This window comes from Massilia haematophila (assembly GCF_042647645.1).
Lineage (GTDB): Bacteria > Pseudomonadota > Gammaproteobacteria > Burkholderiales > Burkholderiaceae_D > Telluria > Telluria haematophila.
Genome location: NZ_JBHRVV010000001.1, coordinates 2,755,039 through 2,776,605, shown reverse-complemented (window position 1 = coordinate 2,776,605; position 21,567 = coordinate 2,755,039). Strand labels below are relative to the sequence as shown.

Here is a 21,567-nt window from a genome sequence, read left to right as displayed (position 1 = left end):
TTTGGCGACTATCAATCTACCAACATCAGACCTCCGCCACCACCTCCTGCTCAGTTCGTCAATCCCGTCTTCCCCCATTCCCCGCGAAGAACCACTTTTCCTGCCACATCCGGATTATCAGCACAGCCGCCTTTTCGTTCAGTCTTTCTGCCGGCAATTTGCGCAGATAAGCCAACGTGCTGGAGCGCATGGTCTTCGGCGACTGCTTCGGCGTTGGTCTCGGTCGTCCGTCCGTGTAGCACCAAAGCCCGCTCTCAGTGGCGTCGTGAATCCCCATGAGATATCTGGTGGCTTCGTCGACCGTCGCCTGGCGGTTGGCTGTCCGAACTGGCGGGTCCAGCTGTTGCAACAACTGTGCACCGCTCATCCAAGGCGTTGGTGCCGGCACGACTTTCGCAGGCGTTCCCGGCATCCGGAACGGATGTTCCTTATCGCGGTTCTGCGCTTGGCTGGCACCTGCGAGCAGCACGGCGAGCAAAACGGCAGCCGTCCGGCATCTGAACGGGTTACGCATCGTAGCCGAAGGCCAGAAATTCGTTCCATTCCTGATGATTCGCGTCCTGCGACTCACCCTTGATACCGTCGATCTGCAAGTACACATCGATAGCCATGGCGTCTCCTCCAAATGATCAGAGGAGTATCCAGCTCTTGAGGAAATGAGAATTGCACACCGTCAATCAGTTGGTGGGCAGACGTCAAGCGACTTCAAGCCAGCATACCCGGCGCATCGCGCTAAACACGCATGCCCGCCATGGTCCAAGGTCCAATTGCACCGCACAGAACAGCATTCCTACAATGCAGCGCAGATCCGGGCGCCGGATGCATCGCCGCGCTCTTCGAGCGATGCAGGCATGTTGGCCCATCGAGCATCATCGAGTCCGGTTCGTGCATACCCTTGTCAAGGAGCCGCGCCATGAATGCGCCCTATGCGCCCGATCCGGATCTCGAACAACGCCTGTTCAGGAAGCTGCTGGACGTCTTCATCCGGGCCGGACTGGCGTTCGCGCTGGCGGCCTTGTGCTACCGGGTGTTCTCGCCGTTCATTTCGCTGATGGTCTGGGCCCTGATCCTGGCGGTGACCCTGTATCCGGGCCATCAAAGGCTGGCACGCGCGCTGGGTGGGCGGCAGGGGCTGGCTGCCACCCTGATGGTGGTGGGCGGGATCGTCCTGATCGGCTTGCCGACTGCCGTGCTGATGTCCTCGGTGGGCGAATCGGCCCAGCACTTCATCGTCAGCGTGCGCGGCAACGTGATCAGGATTCCGGCCCCGCCGTCGACGGTGGCCGGATGGCCTGTCGTCGGCGAACGCATCCACGGCTTCTGGTCGCAGGCGCACACGGACCTGCCGGCATTCGTGCGCAGCGTGCAGCCGCAACTCGGCGGCCTGGCCAGGATGGCGCTGGGGGTGGTCGCCAGCATGGCCAGCGGGGCGCTGCTGTTCCTGGCCTCGTTCATCGTGGCGGGCATCATCATGGCCTTCGGCCAGGCCGGGTCCGACAGCATCCGTGCGATCTTCGCCCGCATCGTGGGCGTCGGGCGCGGCGACGAATTCGCCAGGCTGTCCACCGAGACGATCCGTGCGGTGGCGCTGGGCGTGCTCGGGGTGGCGTTCATCCAGGCCATCGTCGTCGGTCTGGTGATGGTGACTGCCCGCATACCGTTTGCCGGCGTGCTCGCCTTGCTGGTCCTGGTGCTGGGCATCGCCCAGGTCCCGGCAGCGCTGGTGACCCTGCCGGTCATCGTCTACCTCTGGGCGAGCGGCGACTACGCCACCACGCCGGCCATCGCCTACACCGTGCTGCTGCTCGTCGCCGGCATGCTCGACAACGTGCTCAAGCCGCTCCTGCTGGGGCGGGGTGTCCATGCGCCGATGCCGGTCATCCTGATCGGCGCGCTGGGCGGCCTGGCGAGCGCCGGCATCATGGGAATGTTCGTAGGCGCGGTCCTGCTCACCGTGGGCTACCAGTTGTTCATGGCATGGGTGGCCGCCAATCCGGACGTGCCGGCGCCGTCGCCCGGATTGCCCGCGCGCGGCTGAGCAGCGTGTCGTGCCCATGCATCGGCCAGGCTACGGGCATGCGTCCGCGCCTGTTCGTCAACCGGCGCTGTCCGCCTTGTTCAATGCCACCGTCTCCGCATCCAGCAGCAGGTTGTTCACCAGTTCCACCAGCACTCCCGGATCGACCGGCTTGGACAGTACCGGCACGCCCGGAATCCGGATCGACAGTTCGTGGCCATAGGCGGACACGATCAGCGCCGGCAGGGTGGGGCGCCGGGCGCGCAGTTCGAGCAGCAGTTCCTCGCCGTTCATGCCGGGCATGCGGTAATCGGTGACGACCAGGTCGATGGAGGAGGAGGCGAACAGGCCGAGCGCCTCCTTGCCGCCGCCGGCCGCCAGCACGGCAAAGCCGGCAGCCTCGAGGTAACGCTGGAGGATGTAGCTGACGGCCGGGTCGTCCTCGACCAACAGGATGCGTTTCAAAATTATCCTTCGTGCTGGAAGCCGGATGCCGAGCCCTTGCGGGCCTCGACCTTCAGCGAGATGCGGATGCGCTCGGCGAGGTCGGCGAGGCGGTAGGGCTTGGCCATGGTCGTCCAGGTCGGACCGGCGTTGGCCGTGACCGGCAGTTCGCTCATGTAGCCGGTGGCGAGGATCACCGGCACGTCGGGCTGGCGCTCGCGCACGAGTTCGGCCAGGCGGATGCCGTTCATCCCCCCTGGCATGATGATGTCGCTGAACAGCAGGTCGATGTCGCCGTAGCGTTCGACCAGTTCCACCGCTTCCTCGCCGCTCTGGGCCGCCAGCACCCGGTAGCCGAGGTCGCGCAGGTGGTTTTCCGCCAGTTCGCGCACGTCGTGGCTGTCGTCGACCACCAGGATGGTTTTCCGGCCGAGGATCGCTTCCGGGCTCCAGTTCATGCCCTTGTTCCCCACCCGGTCGGCCATGATCTCCATGCCCGACTGCTGGGCCAGCGGGAAGATCATGCGAATCGTGGTGCCCTGGTTCGGCACGCTGTCGATCTCGAGCCGGCCGTGCGACTGCTGGACGAAGCCGTGCACCATCGCCAGTCCGAGGCCGGTGCCCGGGCCCTTGGTGGTGAAGAAGGGTTCGGTGGCGCGCTGGGCGACTTCCGGCGGCATGCCTTCGCCCTCGTCGATGACGCAGATGACGACGTAGGTGCCCGGCGCCAGCCCGTGGCGCTCCAGGCGCTCGCTGTCGGCCATGGTCGAGGTGGCCACCGTCACGCGCCCGCCTTTCGGCATGGCGTCGCGCGCGTTGATCAGCACGTTCAGCAGCGCCATCTCCATGTGGGTGGCGTCCAGCGTGCACGAGGGCAGGCCGGGCTTCAGGTCCAGGTGCAGGTCGACCTTGTCGCCGAGCGTGCGCACCAGCATTTCGCTGAACTCGACCACCAGCGAATTCAAGTTCAGGCGCTTCGGCTCCAGGCGCTGCTTGCGCGCGAAGGTGAGCAGTTGCTGGGTCAGCTTGCTGGCCTTGTCGCTGGCCAGGCGGGCGCGTTCGATCGACTGCAGCGTCGCCACCGGGTCGTGCACCGAGCTGCCGGCCACCTCCAGGTTGCCGGCCACGACCTGCAGCAGGTTGTTGAAGTCGTGCGCGAGGCCGGCGGTGAGCTGGCCGATCGCTTCCATCTTCTGTGCCTGCAGGTAGGACTGCTCGGAAACGCGGCGCCGGGTGATGTCCATCTGCGAGGCGAACCAGTACAGCAGCTTGCCGTCGGCGTCGAACACCGGGCCGCAGAACAGGCCGTTCCAGAACGGCCGGCCGTTGGCCTTGTAGTTCAGGATGTCGACCGCCACCGCGCGCTGCTCCTCGACCGCGACGCGCAGCTCGGCCACGGTGGCGGGGTCGGTCTGCTCGCCCTGCAGCAGGCGGCAATTGCGCCCCAGGACCTCTTCTTCCCGGTACATGGTCAGGTCGAGGAAGGCGCGGTTCACGAAGACGATCGGGTTGTCCGGCTGGTTCGGGTCGGTCAGGACCATCGGCATGCGCGTCATCTCGATGGCGGCGAAGAAGACGTTGCCGCGGTCCTCCAGGCCGGGGCGCGACACCTGGCTCGCTTGCCAGTGGCGGATGCCCACGTCGCCCAGCGGATGGTAGCTGTTGCCCTCCAATTGCCCGAGCGCTGGCACGCCCTGGCTCTGGCCGCCGCCCTCCTGCTCGGTGGGCATGTGCTCGCGTTCTTGCTTGCTGCCGCCGGTGGTCATCTTCCTGTCCCTTGTCGTGTGATCGATTCAAGGTCAATGACGGTCCGACCCCATCGGAAATTATAACAATGCGACCATGGCGGCGGCGTCCGCCGTGCGGCGCCCGTGCGGAAGTGCTATTGTGCCAACGATAAAACATTTTTTCGCATCTCAGAATTCCGTCCAGCTCACCGATGAACCACCTGCCAGCCCATCCATCCGACCCGCACGCCGGCGACCTCGCATTTGCTTCCGGCGGCGGCGAGATGGGCGCGGTGCTGCGCGGCCTGGACTGGCGCGCCAGCCCGCTCGGGCCGCTCGCCGGCTGGCCGCAGCCGCTGCGCACCGCCGTCGGCATCATGCTGGGATCGAGCCAGCCGATGTACGTCGCCTGGGGGCCGCAACTCTGCCTGCTCTACAACGATGCCTACCGCCAGATCCTCGGCGCGCGCGCGCGTCGGCCGGAACGCATCCTCGGCCAGCCCTTCCGCGAAGTCTGGGCCGACATCTGGGAGACCGTCGAGCCGATGCTGGCGGCGGCGCTGCGCGGCGAGCCCTTCCAGGTCGAGGACCATCCTTTCGTCCTGCAGCGCAACGGCTACCCCGAGCAGATGTACGCCAGCCTTTCCCTGAGCGCGGTGCGCGATGAGCGCGGCGTCATTGCCGGGGTGTTCTGCGCCTGCACCGAAACGACGGCCAAGGTGGCCTCCCAGGCCGAGCGCGACGCCGCGCTGGCGGAACTGGCGGCCAGCAAGGAAAAGCTGGAAATCGCCGCCGATGCGGCCCAGCTGGGCATGTTCGAATTCGGCATGCGGACCGGCGAAGTGGTCTGGAGCCCGCGCACGCGCGAGCACTACGGGCTGCCGCCCGGCGTCATGCCGACGGTGTTTACCCTGAACGAGGCGCTCCATCCGAAGGACCGCGTGCGCGTCGGGGCGCGTTTCCAGGCGCTGCTGGCGCCGACCGGAGCGGCGCTGGAAGAGGTGTACGCCGACGAGTTCCGCACCGTCGGCCGGTTCGACGGCCGCGAGCGCTGGATCAGCGTGCGCGGCCGCATGATCCGCGACGCGGCCGGGCAGGCGCTGCGCCTGATCGGCACCACGCTCGACATCACCGAGCGCCGCCGGGTCGAGGAGCGCCTGCGCCTGCTCGACGAGATCGGCGAGGCGACCCGCATCGCCGCCGACCCGGCGGCGATCATGGAGGAGGCCACGCGCCTGCTCGGCGAGCACCTGGGCGTCACCCGCGTCGCCTATGCCGACCTCGAACCCGACAACGACCGCTTCACCATCCGCCACGACTGGCACGAGGCCGGCGTGGCGAGCAGCGTCGGCGTGTATTCGCTCGACCTGTTCGGCTCCCGCGCCACCTCCAACCTGCGCATCGGGCGCACGCTCCTGATCGACGACGTCGATGCCGAGCTGTCCGCCGGCGACGGCTTCGAGATGTTCAACCGGATCGGCATCAAGGCCATCATCTGCTGCCCGCTGGTCAAGCAGGGCAGGCTGGTGGCGATGATGGCGGTGCACCAGCGCCATCCGCGCGCCTGGACCGAAGGCGAAGTGGCGCTGGTCGAGGCCGTGGTCGAGCGCTGCTGGGCCCACATCGAGCGGGTGCGCTCGACCGAGGCGCTGCGCGAGGCCGACCGCCGCAAGTCCGAATTCCTGGCGACGCTGGCGCACGAGCTGCGCAACCCGCTGGCGCCGATCCGCAACGGCCTCGAGCTGCTGCGCCTGGCGGCGAACAAGCCGGAAACCCAGGCCAACGTGCGCGCCATGATGGAGCGCCAGGTCGGCCACATGGTCCACCTGATCAACGACCTGCTCGACATCGCGCGCGTCTCCAGCGGCAAGCTGGTGCTCAAGACGGAGCCGGTCACGCTCGAGGCGGTGGTGGCCGGCGCGGTCGAGACCAGCCTGCCGCTGGTCGAGGCGGCCGGGCACGCGCTGTCGGTGCGCCTGCCCGAGGCGCCGCTCCCGCTCGAGGTCGACCGGGTGCGCATCAGCCAGGTGCTGAGCAACCTGCTGTCGAACGCGGCCAAGTACACGCCGCGCGGCGGGCGCATCGCGGTCGAGGCGCGGGTCGAGGACGGGCAGGCCGTGATCGCCGTCAGCGACACCGGCATCGGCATCGGCATCGGCGCCGAGTCGCTGCCCGCGGTGTTCGACATGTTCACCCAGGTCGCGCGCAGCATCGACCGCTCGCGCGGCGGGCTGGGCATCGGCCTGGCGCTGGTGCGCCACCTGGTGCAGTTGCACGGCGGCAGCGTCACCGCGGCCAGTCCCGGTCCGGGCCTGGGCAGCACCTTCACCGTGCGCTTGCCGCTGGGCACGGCGCCGGCCCCGGCGCGCGACCCGGCGGCCGCGCCGGCGCCGGCCGTGCCCATCCGGCCCTTGCGCGTGCTGGTCGCGGACGACAACGTCGACGCCGCCGACACGCTGCGCGCGCTGCTGGAACTGGGCGGCCACGAGGTCCGCGTGGCGCACGACGGCCGGGAGGCGGTCGAACTTGCCGGCAACATGCAGCCCGAACTGGTCTTCCTCGACATCGGCATGCCGCGCATGGGCGGCTACCAGGCGGGGCGCGCGATCCGCGGCCTGCCGGGGCTGGCGGCCGTGCCGCTGGTCGCCGTGACCGGTTGGGGCGCCCAGGAAGACCGGCGGCGCTCGCGCGAGGCCGGCTTCGACGCGCACCTGCTCAAGCCGGCGATGCCGGAGCAGGTGGCGGCGATCCTGGCGCGGGCAGCGGTGCAAGGCTGAGCCGGGAAGGAATTGTCGTCCTGGAATCGTTGTTCATCTTCAATCCTTCAGCCGGGTTGCATAAAACTTTTTACAATGCGCTAAAAGCGTGTCACTCTTCGTCCAGACTTGCGCCTTGACCAATCGACCTGCCGACGATGCACGATCCTGCGAACGCGCCCGTTACGCCACCCGCCGAGCCCGGCATTGTCCCCGGGAGCCTCGACTTTCCGATCGTCGACAAGCGCGAGCGGTTGCCGGAAACAATCGGGAACGCTGAAGTCTCGTTCGAGGAACTTCTGGCTTTCAACGAGGAACTCCGCTCGGCCATCGAGGAACTGGAAACCAGCAAGGAAGAGCTGCAATCGGTCAACGAGGAGCTTGTCGCCGTCAACGATGAACTGAAGGTGAAGGTCGAGGAGACCGGCAAGGCCAACGACGACCTGAACAACCTGATCGCTTCGACCGACATCGCCACCATCTTCGTCGACAGCGGCCTGCGCATCAAGCGCTTCACGCCGCGCGCGGCCGACCTGTTCTCGATCATCGCCTCCGACGTCGGCCGTTCGCTGCTCGACCTGACCCACAAGCTCGACTACGACCAGCTGGCCGAGGACGTCGGCGCCACCTTCGACACGCTGCGCCTGGTCGAGCGCGAGGTGCGCTCGATCGAGGGCCGCTACTACATCGTGCGCCTGCTGCCCTACCGCACCAACGAGGACCGCATCGAAGGCGCGGTGATGACCTTCTTCGACATCACGGCGCGCCGCCAGGCCGAGGAACAGGCGCGCGCCAGTGAAGCGCGCATGCGCCTGGTGGCCGAGAGCGCCTACGACTACGCCATCATCACGATGGACGAGGAGGGCCGCGCCACCAGCTGGAACAAAGGGGCGGAACAATTGTTCGGCTACGGCGAGCAGGAAATGCTCGGCCAGAAGCTCGACATGCTGTTCGTGCCCGAAGACCGCGCGGCCGACGTGCCGGCCAGGGAGCTGCGCCGCGCGCGCGCGGACGGCCGCGCCGAGGACGAGCGCTGGCACCTGCGCAAGGACGGCAGCCGCTTCTTCTGCAGCGGCGTCACCACGCCGCTGCGCAACGGCGACATCAACGGTTACGCCAAGATCGCGCGCGACGTGACCGCGCGCGAACGCCAGGAGCAGGCGCGCGAGCATGCCTCGGCCGCGCGCGAGCAGGCGATGCGCTCGGACGCCGCCAACGCGGTCGCGCTGAAGGACGAATTCCTGACCGTGATGGCGCACGAGCTGCGCCATCCGCTGAACATGATCAACATTAACATCGAGCTGCTGGCGCGCATGCCCGAACTGCGCCTCTCGCCGACGTTCCTGCGCGCCGCATCGATCATCCGCAATTCGGTGATGAGCCAGGCCAAGATCATCGACGACCTGATGGACATGTCGCGCGTGCGTACCGGCAAGCTGTCGCTGACGATGGCGCCGGTGTTGCCCGACATGGTGGTGCGCGGCATCGTCGAGGTGATGCGCGCCGATCCGGCCGCGAACGACGTCGACATCGCGCTGAGCGGCGGCGTCGACGGCGTGTACGTGATGGCCGACGCCGTGCGCCTGGAGCAGGTCCTGATGAACCTGCTGAGCAATGCGCTGAAGTTCACGCCCAAGGGCGGGCGCATCGAGGTGCATCTCGGCCGCGAGGAAGGCCAAGTGCGTATCGACGTCGTCGACAGCGGCCAGGGCATCGCGCCGTCCTTCCTGCCGCACGTGTTCGACATGTATGGGCAGAGCGTCGCGGTGACCACGCGCTCCAAGGGCGGGCTGGGCATCGGCCTGGCGCTGGTGCGCGAGATCGCCGCCCTGCACGGCGGCCGCGTCGAGGCCCACTCGGAAGGCATCGGCAAGGGCGCGCGCTTCACCCTCTGGCTGCCACTGCTCGACAGCGATGCCGCGCCGCTGCCGGGCGAGGGCGGCAGGGGCGACGACAGCATGGCCGGGCTGCGCATCCTGGTGGTCGACGACATGGAAGAGATGCTGCTCATCTTCAAGTCGTTGCTCGAGACCAGCGGCGCCATCGTGTTCGAGGCCACCAGCGCCGCCAAGGGCCTGGAGATCCTCGAGCGCGAACAGGTCGACCTGCTCATTTCCGACATCTCGATGCCGGAGATCGACGGCTACGACTTCCTGCGCCGCGTGCGCGCCAACCCGAAACTGGCCAAGTTGCCGGCGATCGCGATCAGCGGCATGCGCCGCGACGGCGACATCGCCGAGGCCCGCGCGTCCGGCTACTCGGCCCACCTCGGCAAGCCGCTGTCGGTGGAGCGGCTGTCGGTGATCGTGCACGGCCTGCTGCCGCGCCGCGAGACCGGCGAGAACGCCTGAGGCCCGTCGCTCCTGCCTGGGCGGGCGGCTGTCCGGGTGGTGACGGTAATTTTTACATTTTCCGGGTAGATATTTAACAATAATCCCGTAAGTTATTGATTCTGCATGGGCTGCCGGCCGTGGTGCAGAACTTGCTTCCTCCTTTCAATCACACGAAAGGAGCGTCATGAGCAAAGCCAAGCACCACCTTGCCGCCGCTGCGGCCGCCGCGATCCCGTTGATTGCCTGCCTCTTCCCGGCCGGCGCCGGGGCCACCGTCATCGCCAGCAACACGCGCTACGGCGTGTTCGACGGCAGCGAAGGAACGCGCAGTTTCAACGTCGGATTCCACGGCAGTATCCTCGACCTCAACCTCATCGTCAGCCTGTCGAAATGCGACGACCCGCCGCTCGGACCGCAAGGCGGCGCCTGCCGCGGCCAGGGCGCGCCCTACGAGGACGAATTCTCGCTGGCGCTGATGGCGCCGGACGGCACGACGGTCGACCTGGTGCGCGCCTACGACACCTACGGCGCGGGCAACGCCGGCGCGGGACGGGTGCGCCTGGTCTTCGACGACGAGGCGGAGCAGGACGCCGGCCCGCATCTCGCGGCGGGAAGTTTCCGTCCGGCCGGCGCGCTGTCCGCCTTCGACGGCATGGACGTGTATGGACGCTGGACCTTGCTGATCCAGGATTTCTTCCCGGGCGATCCGCTCGAATTCTTCTCGGCGCGGCTGGACGTCGAGACCGACCCGCCGGCGCCGGTGCCGGAGCCGGCCTCGCTCGCGCTGCTGGGACTGGGATTGCTGGGGATGCGCGCGGTGCGCAAGCGCTCGTGAGTACGTCGTCCTAACGCGCCACGATGAGCTTCACGCCCAGCGCGACGAACACGGTGCCGGCGATGCGGTCGAGCCACTTGCCGGCGCCGGGCTTGCGATTGAGCCAGGCGCCAATCGCCCCGGCAAAATAGCCGAGCAGGCCGAACAGGATCGCCGCCTGGAGCGTGAAGGTCACGCCCAGGGCCAGCATCTGGCCCGGCACCTGGCCGTTGGCGGGAATCACGAACTGCGGCAGCAGCGAGAGGAAGAAGAGCACCACTTTCGGGTTGATCGCGTTCGCGACCAGGCCTTTGGCGAACAGGCTGCGCAGCGTCTGCGGCGCTTGCGCGCCGTCGGCGGCCTTGCTGCCGCCCTGGCTGCGCAGCGCGTTCCAGCCCAGCCAGACCAGATACAGCCCGCCGCCCACGCGCAGCGCCGTGAAGGCGACCGGCGAAGCGGCGATCAGCGCGCTCACCCCGAGCACGGCCAGCAGCGTGTGGCTCAGGCAGCCGAGCGCGCACCCCAGGCCGAACACCATGCCCTGCCTGCGGCCCTTGGACATGCCCAGGCCCAGCACCATCAGGTTGTCGGGGCCCGGGGAGGCGGTGATCAGGACGGCGGCGAGCAGGAAGCCCAGGAATTGTTCGGGTGCGAGCATGGCGGTATTTGTAGGGTGGGCGCCCCGTGCCCACGCGTGAACGATGATTTGACGCTGCGCTTCATAAACGCCAACACGACGCAAACGCCACGCGTGGGCACGGGGCGCCCACCCTACGTTGATCGATTATCGTGCGTCAACGACGCATTTGGCAATCGATGACACAGCCGCGGATCAAGCCTCCGCGACGCGCTTGGCGATATGCGCCAGCGCCTCGTCGACCTGGTCGATCAGGATCAGGCACAAATCGCCCTCGCTCAAACGCGCCAGCGCGCGGTCGATCGCGACGAACTCGCCCTGGATCTCCTCGACGTGGCCGGTGCGCACTGCGCCCTGCAGGCCCTGGCGCAGCAGCGCCACCACTTCGCCGTCGGCGCGGCCGCGCTGGCACTGGTCTTCATACAGCAGGACCTCGTCGAAGGCCGCGCCCAGGATCTGGGTCTGCTGGGTGATGTCCTGGTCGCGGCGGTCGCCGGCGCCGCTGATCACGACCGAGCGGCGCCTGGCCGGCATGTTCTCCACCGCCGACACCAGGGCGGAAATCGCGTCCGGGTTGTGGCCGTAGTCGGCGATCAGGGTCGCGCCACGATAGTCGAAGACGTTGAAGCGGCCCGGCGCATTGTCGCTCTCGCCGACAAACGTCTTCAGGCCGAGCGCGATCTTGTCCCAGGAAATGCCGACGCCCCAGGCCGCGGCCACCGAAGCCATCACGTTCTCGACCTGGAAGCCGACCACGCCGCCGCGGGTGATCGGCACCTCGGCCAGCGGGATGCGGTGTTCGAACTTGCCCTGGGCGCAGACCAGGAAGCCGTCCTCGACGAAGACGGCGCGGCGGCCTTGCGCGCGGTGCATGGCCATCAGCGGCAGGGTGCCGTCCTGGGCGAAGAAGGTGACGTCGCCGCGGGTGAAGCTGGCCATGTCGGCGACGATCGGGTCGGCGGCGTTCAGCACCGCCATGCCGCCCTCGGCGACGTTCTGCACGATCACGCGCTTCAGGATCGCCAGGTCTTCCAGCGTGGTGATGTAGTTCAGGCCGAGGTGGTCGCCGGCGCCGACGTTGGTCACCACCGCCACCTGGCAGCGGTCGAAGGCCAGGCCTTCGCGCAGCAGGCCGCCGCGCGCGGTCTCGAACACGGCCGCGTCCACGTCCGGGTGCAGCAGCACGTTGCGCGCGCTGCGCGGGCCGCTGCAGTCGCCGCTGTCGATGCGGCGGCCTTCGATGTAGACGCCGTCGGTGTTGGTCATGCCGGTGCGCAGGCCCGAGGTGCCGAGCATGTGGGCGATCAGGCGCACGGTGGTGGTCTTGCCGTTGGTGCCGGTCACGGCGACCACCGGGATGCGGCCGTCGTCGTCTTCCTCGAACAGCATGTCGACGATCGCTTCGCCGATCGCGCGCGGCTTGCCGAACGAGGGCGCCAGGTGCATGCGCAGGCCCGGCGCGGCGTTTACTTCGACGATGCCGCCGCGCTGGTCTTCGATCGGTTTCAGGACGCTGTCGCAGACCAGGTCGACGCCGCAGATGTCCAGGCCGACCATGTGCGCCGCCGCGATCGCGCGCGCCGCCACTTCCGGATGCACGTCGTCGGTGACGTCGGTGGCCGAGCCGCCGGTCGAGAGGTTGGCGTTGTTGCGCAGGATGACGCGCTGGCCTTTTGGCGGCACCGAGTCGGCGTTCATGCCCTGCTTGGCCAGGCTGGCCAGGGCGATGTCGTCGAAGCGGATCCTGGTCAGCGAGGTCGAGTGGCCGCTGCCGCGGCGCGGGTCGAGATTCACGGTGTCGACCAGCTGGCGCACGGTGTGCACGCCGTCGCCGACCACGCTGGGCGGGTCGCGGCGCGCGGCGGCCACCAGCTTGTCGCCGATGACCAGCAGGCGGTAGTCGTGGCCCGGCAGGTAGCGCTCGACCATGACGTCGTCGCGGAATTCGGAGGCGGCGTTGAAGCCGGCCACGATCTGTTCGCGGGTCGTGATGTTGACCGTCACGCCCTTGCCCTGGTTGCCGTCCTTCGGCTTGATCACCACCGGCAGGCCGATTTCCTGGGCCGCCGCCCAGGCATCAATCGGATCGGTCACGGTGCGGCCCAGCGGCACCGGCACGCCGGCGGCATCGAGCAGCTTCTTGGTCAGCTCCTTGTCCTGGGCGATGGTCTCGGCGATCGCGCCGGTGGCGTCGATCTCGGCGGCCTGGATGCGGCGCTGCTTGCTGCCCCAGCCGAACATGACCAGGCTACCCTCGGTCAGGCGGCGGTAGGGGATGTTGCGGGCCACGGCGGCCTGCACGATGGAACCGGTCGACGGGCCGAGGCGCACGTCCTCGTCGAGGTCGCGCAGCTGGGCGAGCGCCGCCTGCAGGTCGAAGGGCGCGTCGCTGCGCGCGGCCTCGATCAGTTGCCGGGCCAGTTCCAGTGCCAGGCGGCCGACGTCTTCCTCGGAGTACTCGACCACCACCTGGTAGATGCCGGTTTCGACGGTGGCGGTGGTGCGCGAGAAGGTCACCGGGCAGCCGGCCTGGGCCTGCAGCTCGAGCGCGGCGATCTCGAGTACGTGCGCCAGCGGGATGGTGTCGTCGTGGCCGAAAGGCTGCAGCTGGCCGAGCTGGGGGAAGCGGGCGCGCAGGCGCGTCTCGAAGCCTGGCAGGCTGCCGATCGATTCTTCCTCGGGCGTGCAGGCGACGATGGCCTCGACCGAGGTGTGGTGGCTCCAGAGGTTGGGGCCACGCAGGGCCCGTACGCGTGATACTTCCATAAACCTTCAATCCTTTTAGGGACAGCCGGCCTGTGCCCGGGGGCGGGCAGCGGCGGCGTCATGTTCTTCGGCTCCGGCGCACCGGGCCGTGTGTTCAATAAATCGTTTTCTTCGGCGTGGCATCGAAAGCGCGCAGGCCGCCGCAGATCAGGTCGTGCGGCAGGTCGAGCGCCCAGGCCGCGGCGACCGCCGCGAGGATGCTGGCCGGGTGCTTGACGGTGGCCGGCTTGATCTTGCCGAGGTCGAGCAGGGCGGTTTCACGCGCGCCTTCGGCCAGCATGATGTGGTTGTCGCGGGCGAAGACGACGCGCTCGCCGGCGGCGCGGTGGGCCTGCATGGCGTCGTTCTGCTCGTCCATCGCGTAGAAGATCACGCGCCCGTCGGACAGTTCGGCCAGCTTGACCACTTCGGGATCGGCCGCGTTCAGCACCGCCGCGCCTTCGGAGAGGATGACGTCGACCTGGCTGCGCACGACGTTGGCCAGCGCCTCCTGGTCGCGGATGTGGAACTCCGCCACGTCGTCGAGCTTGCCCATGTCGGTCACCACGCCCACCGTGCAGCGGTCGTAGGGCAGGCCTTCAAGCAGGATGCTGCGCGCGTTCGATTCGAACACGGCCGCTTCCATGTTGCGGTTGATGAGCAGGCGTTCGCCCGCGGCGAAGCCGGTGCAGTCGCCTTTCTGCACTTCGCGGCCGTCGAGGTAGAGGCCCTCGCCGTTGGCCACGCCCGCATGCTTGCCGGCGGCATTGAGCAGGCAGCCGAGCAGGCGCGCGATCAGGCTGGTGCCGAGCGTGCCGGTGACGCCCACCAGCGGGATGCGGCCGGTCTCGCCGTCCGCGAACAGGTGTTCGACGATGGCCTTGCCGACGTTGCGCGGCTCGCCGCTGGCCGGCTTGATGTGGGCCAGCAGGCCCGGGCTGGAATTGACTTCGATGATGGCGCCGCGCTGCTCCTGCAGCGGGCGCGTGATGTCTTCGCAGACCAGGTCGATGCCGGCGATGTCGAGTCCCACCACGCGCGCTGCCAGGGCGGCGGCATGGGCCACGTCCGGATGCACGATATCGGTGACGTCGTCGGCGACGTTGCCGTTCGGCTGGATCAGTACGCGCTGGCCGTCCTGCGGAATCGCGTCGGGCGTCAGGTTCTGGCGCTGCAGGTCGAGCAGGATCACCGGGTCCTTCGGATCGACGCGGCCGAGCGGGAATTCCTCGCTGTCGCCGCGGCGCGGGTCGATGTTGATCTGGCTGTCGCACAGCGCGCTCACGCTGGACTTGCCGTCGCCCGTCACCCACAGCGCTTCGCCGCGCGCGGCGGCCACGACCTTCCTGCCGACCACCAGCAGGCGGTGCTCGTTGCCCGGAATGAAGCGCTCGACCAGCACCGCGCTGCTGTCGCCTTCCTTCGCTGCGATCGCATAGGCGGCGCGCACGTCGGCTTCAGTCATCAGGTTCAGGGTCACGCCGCGGCCATGGTTGCCGTCGACGGGTTTGATTACCACCGGCAGGCCGATGTCCTGGGCTTCTTCCCAGGCCGCGTCCGCGCTGCGTACCAGGGCACCTTCCGGCACCGGCACACCGCACGAGGCGAGCAGGCTCTTGGTCAGGTCCTTGTCGCTGGCGATGCCTTCGCCGATGGCGCTGGTGCGATCGGTCTCGGCGGTCCAGATGCGGCGCTGGGCGGCGCCGTGGCCGAGCTGCACCAGGTTGCCTTCGGTCAGGCGGATCGAGGGAATGCGACGATCGGTGGCGGCGTCGACGATGTTGGCGGTCGAGGGGCCCAGGCAGTAGCGGTCGACCAGCTCGGTCAGCTGCTTCACGGTGGCGGGCAGGTCGAAGGCTTCGTCATTGATGGCGGCCATCATCAGGCGGTGGCCGGCCTCCAGCGCGGCGCGGCCGACAACGGCGTCGCGGGTGCGGAAGGCCATCTTGTAGACGCCGTGTTCGCCGGTCGAGCGGGTCTTGCCGAAGCCGGTCTTCATGCCGGCCATGTTCTGCAGCTCGAGCACGATGTGTTCGAGGATGTGGCCGGCCCAGGTGCCGCCGTGCAGGCGTTCGATGAAGCCGCCGCGCTCGCCGACGCCGCAGCGGTGTTCGACCAGGCCCGGCAGCCAGCCCGTGAGGCGTTCGGTAAAGCCAGGCAGTTTATTCGAGGGGAAGTCTTCCAGCTCGCCGATGTCGAGCCAGGCCTCGATCACCGGACGGTAGGTCCAGATGTTCGGGCCGCGCAGGTGAGTCACACGGAGAAACTTGATGTCATTCTTCTTTGTCATGTATCGATGTCTTGCCGCCACGGTCCGCTCGTGCACCATGATGGCGTTGCCTATGTTTTTCTGCCTGTGCGTTACCGCACCCAAACGGGTCGATGCGGGTCGCTGCGGTACGCATGCTGTATACTTTTGCCGGCGCGAAGCTTACAGCGGCGCGCCGGATTCTGCCAATTCGCTTTCGTCGCCGGTTTTCCGGCACTCGCAGCGACGTGCCAAGGTGTCAACCCCGGCAAAATAATTCCACCTTTCAAGTAAACCGCCGAGCCGGTCACCGCGTTACCCCTCTATTCAGGACTAGCCCGTCAAGGGCGGCATCACATAATGACAACTCAACAACTTGCTTCTCCGACCGCGCTGGCGCTCGCCGCCAGTTTCCTGCCCGATGCGTGGCAGGATGAGGTGCGGAAACAGCTTGCACCAGGGGAAAACGTTTTAAACAGCGTGGAGGTTGACCTCGACGCGAAATTACGTTTCGTCAAAGGAATTATTGTCGTCACGACAAGCCGTCTGCTGGCGCGCGCGCCGGGCGACACGGCCTGGCGCGCCTGGCCCTACCAGCCGGGCCTGGAACTGCGCCACCACGACCACGCCGGCGTCGGCCACATCGAACTGGTCGACCAGCAGGGCCTGCTGGCGTCCTGGCGTTTCACGCTGGGCCAGAACCTGCACGCGATCCGGGTGGTGGACGGCTTCAACGAGCAGGTGAAAAGCGTCGCCACCGGCGTCGCGGTGCAGCCGCCCGAGCAGCACACCTGCCCGAGCTGCAAGGCGCCGCTCGAGCCGGACCAGGAAGATTGTCCGATCTGCACCAAGGTGCTGCACACGCCGCCCTCGACCTGGACCCTGTTCCGGCTGTGGCGTTTCGCCAGGCCCTACAAGGGCCAGCTGATCCTGGGCTTCCTGCTGATGCTCGGCTCGACCGGCGCCCACATGATCCCGCCCTACCTGACCAAGCCGCTGATGGACAATGTCCTGATCCCGTACCAGAACGGCCAGACCATCGACACCTCGCTCGTCTTTCTATATATGGGCGGCCTGTTCGGGGCGGCGCTGCTGGCCTGGGCGCTGGGCTGGGGCAAGACCTACGTGCTGGCGCTGGCTTCCGAGCGCATCAGCGCCGACCTGCGCTCGACCACCTATGAACACCTGCTGCGCCTGTCGCTGGAATACTTCGGCGGCAAGCGTACCGGCGACCTGATGGCGCGCATCGGCAGCGGCTCGGACCGGATCAGCGTGTTCCTGTCGCTGCACCTGCTCGACTTCCTGTCGGACGTCCTCCTGATCATCATGACGGGCGTGATCCTGTTCTCCATGAACCCCTGGCTGGCCCTGGTCACGCTGGTGCCGCTGCCTTTCATCGCCTGGATGATCCACGTCGTGCGCGACAGGCTGCGCACCGGCTTCGAGAAGATCGACCGCGTCTGGGGCGAAGTGACCAATGTGCTGGCCGATACCATCCCCGGCATCCGCGTGGTGAAGGCCTTTGCTCAGGAAAAGCGCGAAGCCGCGCGCTTCCGCGAGGCGAACAAGCACAACCTGGCGGTCAACGATAAGTTGAACAAGGTCTGGTCGCTGTTCTCGCCGACGGTTTCCTTTCTTACCGAACTCGGCCTGCTGGTGATCTGGTGCTTCGGCATCTGGCAGGTCTCGCGCGGCGACATCACCGTCGGTACCCTGACAGCCTTCATCGCCTACAGCGGCCGCTTCTACGTGAAGCTCGATTCCATGAGCCGCATCGTCTCGGTGACGCAGAAGTCGGCCTCGGCCGCCAAGCGCATCTTTGACATCCTGGACCATGTCTCGAGCGTGCCGGACCCGGTCGACCCGATCAAGGTCGACAAGGTGCAGGGCAACATCGAGCTGCGCGAAGTCGGTTTCCGCTACGGCAACCGCGCGGTGAACCGCGGCATCTCGCTCAACATCAAGGCCGGCGAGATGGTCGGCCTGGTGGGGCATTCCGGCTCGGGCAAGAGCACCCTGGTAAACCTGATCTGCCGCTTCTACGACGTGGCCGAAGGCGCGATCCTGCTCGACGGCAAGGATATCCGATCGTTTGCGGTGGCCGATTACCGGCGCAACATCGGCCTGGTGCTGCAGGAGCCTTTCCTGTTCTTCGGCACGATCGCCGAGAACATCGCCTACGGTAAACCACATGCGACGCGCGAGGAGATCATTGCCGCCGCACGCGCCGCCCACGCCCACGAATTCATCCTGCGCCTGCCGCAGGGCTACGATTCGATGGTGGGCGAGCGCGGCCAGGGCCTGTCGGGCGGCGAGCGCCAGCGCATCTCGATCGCGCGCGCCCTGCTGATCGATCCGCCGATCCTGATCCTGGACGAAGCGACCTCGTCGGTGGACTCGGAAACCGAGAAGGAAATCCAGAAGGCGCTCGACAACCTGGTGCAGGGCCGCACCACGATCGCCATCGCGCACCGCCTGTCGACCCTGCACCGCGCGGATCGCCTGGTCGTGCTGGACCGCGGCGTGGTGGTGGAAGAGGGCAGCCACGACGAACTGATGGCGCGCGAGGGCGCCTACCACCGCCTCTACGAAGCGCAGGCGCGCAACGTGGACCAGGACATGGACGACGGCAACAAGGACGATTAAGAATGACTACCCCGTTTCAATTGCGCCGCGACAGCTTCGGCAAACTGGTCTTCACCAGCACGGAAGGAGAGGAAGTGATCGGCATCACGCCGGTGCGCGCCTTCCCGATCCAGGCGCCAACGCGCGGCATTTCGCTGCTGCGCGACGGCGGCAAGGAAGTCGCCTGGATCGACGACCTGGCGGCCGTGCCCGAGGAGATCCGCACGCTCGTCACCGAGGAACTCGAAGGACGCGAATTCATCCCCGAGATCCTCACCATCAAGAGCGTGTCGAGCTTCGCCACGCCCTGCACCTGGCTTGTGGCGACCGACCGCGGCGACACCGCGTTCGTGCTGAAGGTCGACGAGGACATCCGCCGCGTGGGCGAGGCTTCGCTGCTGATCGCGGACAGCCACGGCATCAATTTCCTGGTGCGCGACATGTTCAAGATCGACAAGGGCAGCCGCAAGATTCTGGATCGCTTCTTGTAAGCGCACCAAAAAACGCACTGAAACCGCCGCACGGCCAACAGGCCCCGCGGCGGTTCTTTTTTCGAGTACTTCCTCCAATCGTCATGCCGTTTGCTTGCCCGCCCGGCGCCGGGCTGCTAATGTCGTTAACATGTTAACGATAATGGAGTCCGCGATGAGCGCCGAACCGATCCGCATTGCCACCGCCAACGGCTTCGAGCTCGGCGCGCGGCTGTTCCGCGCACCGCAGGCGCGCGGCTGTTCCGCGCACCGCAGGCGCGCGGCCTCGTGCTGGTCCATCCCGCCACGGCGGTGACGCAAGGCTTTTATGAGGCTTTCGCCCGCTACCTGTGCGGCCTCGGCCTGCACGTGCTGACCTACGACTACCGCGGCACCGGCCAGTCGCGGCCGTCCGATCTGCGCGGCTTCGAGGCGACGATGTCGCAGTGGATGCTGGAAGACGTCGGCGCGGTGACGCGCTGGGCGGCGGCGCGCTTTCCCGATCTGCCGCTGCTGGCGGTCGGGCACAGCGTCGGCGGCCACGCGATCGGCCTTTCGCCCGAAACCGGCAGGCTGCGCGCGGCACTGCTGGTGGCCACCCATGCCGGCATCACGCGCACCATCCGCGGCCGCGCCGAGCGCCTGCGCGTGTGGTGCGTGATGCGCTTGCTCGCGCCGCTGCTGTGCGCGGTCTGCGGCTACATGCCGGGCCGGCGCATCGGGCTCGGCGAAGACCTGCCGCGCGGCGTGATGCTGGAGTGGAGCCGCTGGACCACGCTGCCGCGCTATTTCTTCGACGACCCCGCACTCGACGCGGCCGGGCGCATGGCGCAGGTGCGCATCCCGCTGCTGGCGCTCGGTTTCGGCGACGACCCCTGGGCCAATCAGCAGGCGATGGACATCCTGCTGTCGCGCTACACCGGCGCGCCGCTCGAGCGCCGGCAGGTCGATGCGCGCGCGCTGGGCCTGGCCGGTATCGGCCACATGGGCTTTTTCCGGCGCCGTTGCGAAGCGGCGCTGTGGATCGATGCCGGCGCCTGGCTGCTGGCCAGGCTCGGCGCGCCGCGCGCGGCGGCCGGAGCGACGGCATGAAAGACAGCATGAAAGACAGCACAACGCCCGGCGCCAGGCCGCCGCGCCTGGTCTACCTCGTCAACCGCGCCCAGCGGGCGATCGCGCGCTGGATCGAGTGCCGTCCAGACGCCTGGGAAGGCGCCAGCGGCGCCCAGGCCGGGCTGCTGTTCGTGCTGGCCGCGCGCGACGAGGCGGCCATCGGCGAGATCGCCCAGGCGCTGGACGTGGCGCCGGCCGCCGTGACCAACCTGTCCAAGCGCATGCAGGCGGCCGGGCTGGTCGAGCGCGTCGGCGATGCCTTCGACGCGCGCCTGACGCGCCTGCGCCTGACCGCTGCCGGCCGCCAGGCCAGCGACCGCGCGCACGTCGTGCTGGCCGAACTCAACGCGCAACTGACGGCAGGCTTCAGCCAGGACGAGCTGCAAGTGGTGGCGCGTTGGCTGGAACACAGCGCGCGCGTGACCGGAGCGGGGCAGGGAGCGGACGCCTGAGGCGTGCGCGCTTGAAGCGCGGCGCGCGCTGGCTTATCCTGAACGCCAGCGTTGGCCAACGGGAGCGATCATGATCTTGCAAGGTGGATGTTATTGCGGCGCAGTGCGCTATGTCGTCGACGGCGACACCTTCAACAGCACCCTGTGCCATTGCAGCGATTGCCGGCGCATCGCCGGCGCGCCGGCCGTGGCCTGGTTCAGCACTGGCATGGATGGTTTCCGCTTTTCGCAGGGAAACGCCGCCACCTTCCGTTCGAGCGAGCACATCCTGCGCAGCTTCTGCGCGACCTGCGGCACCACCCTGACTTTCCAGGACGGCCGCTATCCGGACGAGATCGACATCGCCAGCGCCACGCTCGACGACCCGGCGCGCATGCCGCCCGGCGACCATACCTTCGATCAATATCGGCTGCCGTGGATGCGCATGAGCGATGGCCTGCCGGCCTATCCGCGCACGCGTTCGGAAGGCCAGGGAGGAGAGCGACCGGCTGGGTGAAGCACAGCACATACGGGGGCGGGCGGCGGCGCTAGAGTTGGCGAACCGTCACCTGCCAGGAGGCATCCATGGATTCGATCAACCAGCAACAGCCGGAAACCAACCGCCGCGACCTGAGCGGTCTTGATGCCATCGCGCGCATCCGCGACACCGCCGATACGGCCAAGACCTGCTTTTTCTGCACCGGCGGGAATACCGGTCCCAGCCGCGGCGTGCGTCCGATGAGCGTGCTGCAGGCGGATGAAGCCGGCAACCTGTGGTTCATGAGCGCCAGCGACAGCCACAAGAACCAGGAGCTGGCCGCCAACCCCGCCGTCATCCTGTTCTTCCAGGAAAGTAAGCACGCCGGTTTCCTCCAGCTGGACGGCGAGGCGACGATTTCGCGGGACAAGGCGAAGATCAAGGAACTGTGGGACTTCACGCTGAAGACCTGGTTCACGGAAGGCGAAGACGATCCGCGCATCACTCTCATCAAGGTGACGCCGCGCGAAGGCTATTACTGGGACAACAAGCATGGCCAGGCAGTGGCCGGCGCCAAGATGCTGGTCGGCGCAGCGGTCGGCAAGACCCTGGACGATTCGATCGAAGGCCGGCTCACGCTCTAGGCTTATCCCATCGACTATGCTCACAGGGTAATTTTTCCTTTGATATAGCGCAAACTGTTGCACGGTGACATACTCTTTGCGTTGA

General features: G+C 67.6%; 17 protein-coding genes and 1 pseudogene. 11 read left to right on the top strand and 7 right to left on the bottom strand.

The features are described from left to right. Positions 1–58: 58 nt before the first annotated feature. Together ACFOPH_RS12370 and ACFOPH_RS12365 are read right to left on the bottom strand one after the other, a co-directional pair. Entirely contained in the window at positions 59–469 is a 411-nt protein-coding gene (locus tag ACFOPH_RS12370) for a Rap1a/Tai family immunity protein (protein ID WP_379737921.1), read from the bottom strand. Positions 470–527: 58 nt separating this feature from the next. Beyond that, positions 528–611: pseudogene (locus ACFOPH_RS12365) on the bottom strand (Hcp1 family type VI secretion system effector); the annotation flags it as partial. Positions 612–913: 302 nt separating this feature from the next. On the opposite strand from ACFOPH_RS12365, the gene ACFOPH_RS12360 reads away from it, so the two are divergent. Next, entirely contained in the window at positions 914–2,038 is a 1,125-nt protein-coding gene (locus ACFOPH_RS12360; protein WP_379735526.1) for an AI-2E family transporter, read from the top strand. A 57-nt stretch (positions 2,039–2,095) separates the two neighbouring features. On the opposite strand, the gene ACFOPH_RS12355 is transcribed toward ACFOPH_RS12360, so the two are convergent. Then, positions 2,096–2,482 carry a response regulator gene (locus tag ACFOPH_RS12355; RefSeq protein WP_312551741.1) on the bottom strand — a complete coding sequence of 129 codons (387 nt, stop codon included), beginning with the start codon at positions 2,480–2,482 and terminating at the stop codon, positions 2,096–2,098. Between the two features lie 2 nt (positions 2,483–2,484). Beyond that, the gene (locus tag ACFOPH_RS12350) at positions 2,485–4,227 is read right to left on the bottom strand and encodes a histidine kinase famiy protein (RefSeq protein ID WP_379735525.1); all 1,743 of its coding nucleotides are present in this window, start codon (positions 4,225–4,227) and stop codon (positions 2,485–2,487) included. Positions 4,228–4,400: 173 nt separating this feature from the next. Here ACFOPH_RS12350 and ACFOPH_RS12345 point away from each other — a divergent pair, with 173 nt between their 5' ends. The 3 genes from ACFOPH_RS12345 to ACFOPH_RS12335 all read left to right on the top strand — a co-directional run bounded on the left by ACFOPH_RS12345 (position 4,401) and on the right by ACFOPH_RS12335 (position 10,112). Continuing rightward, on the top strand, positions 4,401–6,965 hold the full coding sequence (locus ACFOPH_RS12345) for a hybrid sensor histidine kinase/response regulator (RefSeq protein WP_379735523.1): 2,565 nt from the start codon (positions 4,401–4,403) through the stop codon (positions 6,963–6,965). Positions 6,966–7,102: 137 nt separating this feature from the next. Beyond that, on the top strand, positions 7,103–9,295 hold the full coding sequence (locus ACFOPH_RS12340) for a PAS domain S-box protein (RefSeq protein WP_379735521.1): 2,193 nt from the start codon (positions 7,103–7,105) through the stop codon (positions 9,293–9,295). Positions 9,296–9,461: 166 nt separating this feature from the next. After that, positions 9,462–10,112, top strand: a complete 651-nt coding sequence (locus ACFOPH_RS12335; RefSeq protein WP_379735519.1) for a PEP-CTERM sorting domain-containing protein — start codon at positions 9,462–9,464, stop codon at positions 10,110–10,112. A gap of 10 nt (positions 10,113–10,122) precedes the next feature. Here ACFOPH_RS12335 and ACFOPH_RS12330 read toward each other — a convergent pair whose 3' ends face one another. From ACFOPH_RS12330 to ACFOPH_RS12320, 3 genes are all read right to left on the bottom strand, one after another. Further along, positions 10,123–10,749, bottom strand: coding sequence for a LysE family translocator (locus ACFOPH_RS12330; RefSeq protein ID WP_312551384.1), 627 nt, complete (start codon positions 10,747–10,749; stop codon positions 10,123–10,125). Positions 10,750–10,923: 174 nt separating this feature from the next. After that, complete coding sequence (gene cphA, locus ACFOPH_RS12325; RefSeq protein WP_312551386.1) at positions 10,924–13,494, bottom strand: cyanophycin synthetase; 2,571 nt, start codon at positions 13,492–13,494, stop codon at positions 10,924–10,926. 94 nt (positions 13,495–13,588) lie between these two features. Continuing rightward, on the bottom strand, positions 13,589–15,763 hold the full coding sequence (locus tag ACFOPH_RS12320) for a cyanophycin synthetase (protein WP_379735517.1): 2,175 nt from the start codon (positions 15,761–15,763) through the stop codon (positions 13,589–13,591). Between the two features lie 318 nt (positions 15,764–16,081). Between ACFOPH_RS12320 and ACFOPH_RS12315 the strand changes: the two genes are divergently transcribed. From ACFOPH_RS12315 to ACFOPH_RS12285, 7 genes are all read left to right on the top strand, one after another. Continuing rightward, positions 16,082–18,367, top strand: coding sequence for a cyanophycin metabolism-associated ABC transporter (locus ACFOPH_RS12315; protein ID WP_312551390.1), 2,286 nt, complete (start codon positions 16,082–16,084; stop codon positions 18,365–18,367). A 2-nt stretch (positions 18,368–18,369) separates the two neighbouring features. Beyond that, complete coding sequence (locus ACFOPH_RS12310; RefSeq protein ID WP_379735515.1) at positions 18,370–18,837, top strand: cyanophycin metabolism-associated DUF1854 family protein; 468 nt, start codon at positions 18,370–18,372, stop codon at positions 18,835–18,837. A gap of 154 nt (positions 18,838–18,991) precedes the next feature. Further along, positions 18,992–19,132, top strand: a complete 141-nt coding sequence (locus tag ACFOPH_RS12305) for a hypothetical protein (RefSeq protein WP_379735513.1) — start codon at positions 18,992–18,994, stop codon at positions 19,130–19,132. Continuing rightward, a complete protein-coding gene (locus ACFOPH_RS12300; protein ID WP_379735511.1) occupies positions 19,105–19,908 on the top strand; it encodes an alpha/beta hydrolase family protein in 804 nt (267 codons plus the stop codon). The genes ACFOPH_RS12305 and ACFOPH_RS12300 overlap by 28 nt, the downstream gene beginning before the upstream one ends. Before the next feature lie 8 nt (positions 19,909–19,916). Then, entirely contained in the window at positions 19,917–20,381 is a 465-nt protein-coding gene (locus tag ACFOPH_RS12295) for a MarR family winged helix-turn-helix transcriptional regulator (protein ID WP_312551394.1), read from the top strand. Positions 20,382–20,451: 70 nt separating this feature from the next. Further along, on the top strand, positions 20,452–20,877 hold the full coding sequence (locus ACFOPH_RS12290; protein ID WP_312551396.1) for a GFA family protein: 426 nt from the start codon (positions 20,452–20,454) through the stop codon (positions 20,875–20,877). A gap of 68 nt (positions 20,878–20,945) precedes the next feature. Further along, a complete protein-coding gene (locus ACFOPH_RS12285) occupies positions 20,946–21,482 on the top strand; it encodes a pyridoxamine 5'-phosphate oxidase family protein (protein WP_312551398.1) in 537 nt (178 codons plus the stop codon). Positions 21,483–21,567: the final 85 nt, after the last annotated feature.

Bases quoted from the DNA above. Each gene is read 5' to 3' on its own strand.
- ACFOPH_RS12360 (WP_379735526.1), top strand. From the start codon at position 914: ATGAATGCGCCCTATGCGCCCGATCCGGATCTCGAACAACGCCTGTTC.
- ACFOPH_RS12350 (WP_379735525.1), bottom strand. From the start codon at position 4,227: ATGACCACCGGCGGCAGCAAGCAAGAACGCGAGCACATGCCCACCGAG.
- ACFOPH_RS12345 (WP_379735523.1), top strand. From the start codon at position 4,401: ATGAACCACCTGCCAGCCCATCCATCCGACCCGCACGCCGGCGACCTC.
- ACFOPH_RS12340 (WP_379735521.1), top strand. From the start codon at position 7,103: ATGCACGATCCTGCGAACGCGCCCGTTACGCCACCCGCCGAGCCCGGC.
- ACFOPH_RS12335 (WP_379735519.1), top strand. From the start codon at position 9,462: ATGAGCAAAGCCAAGCACCACCTTGCCGCCGCTGCGGCCGCCGCGATC.
- ACFOPH_RS12330 (WP_312551384.1), bottom strand. From the start codon at position 10,749: ATGCTCGCACCCGAACAATTCCTGGGCTTCCTGCTCGCCGCCGTCCTG.
- cphA (WP_312551386.1), bottom strand. From the start codon at position 13,494: ATGGAAGTATCACGCGTACGGGCCCTGCGTGGCCCCAACCTCTGGAGC.
- ACFOPH_RS12320 (WP_379735517.1), bottom strand. From the start codon at position 15,763: ATGACAAAGAAGAATGACATCAAGTTTCTCCGTGTGACTCACCTGCGC.
- ACFOPH_RS12315 (WP_312551390.1), top strand. From the start codon at position 16,082: ATGACAACTCAACAACTTGCTTCTCCGACCGCGCTGGCGCTCGCCGCC.
- ACFOPH_RS12310 (WP_379735515.1), top strand. From the start codon at position 18,370: ATGACTACCCCGTTTCAATTGCGCCGCGACAGCTTCGGCAAACTGGTC.
- ACFOPH_RS12305 (WP_379735513.1), top strand. From the start codon at position 18,992: ATGAGCGCCGAACCGATCCGCATTGCCACCGCCAACGGCTTCGAGCTC.
- ACFOPH_RS12295 (WP_312551394.1), top strand. From the start codon at position 19,917: ATGAAAGACAGCACAACGCCCGGCGCCAGGCCGCCGCGCCTGGTCTAC.
- ACFOPH_RS12290 (WP_312551396.1), top strand. From the start codon at position 20,452: ATGATCTTGCAAGGTGGATGTTATTGCGGCGCAGTGCGCTATGTCGTC.
- ACFOPH_RS12285 (WP_312551398.1), top strand. From the start codon at position 20,946: ATGGATTCGATCAACCAGCAACAGCCGGAAACCAACCGCCGCGACCTG.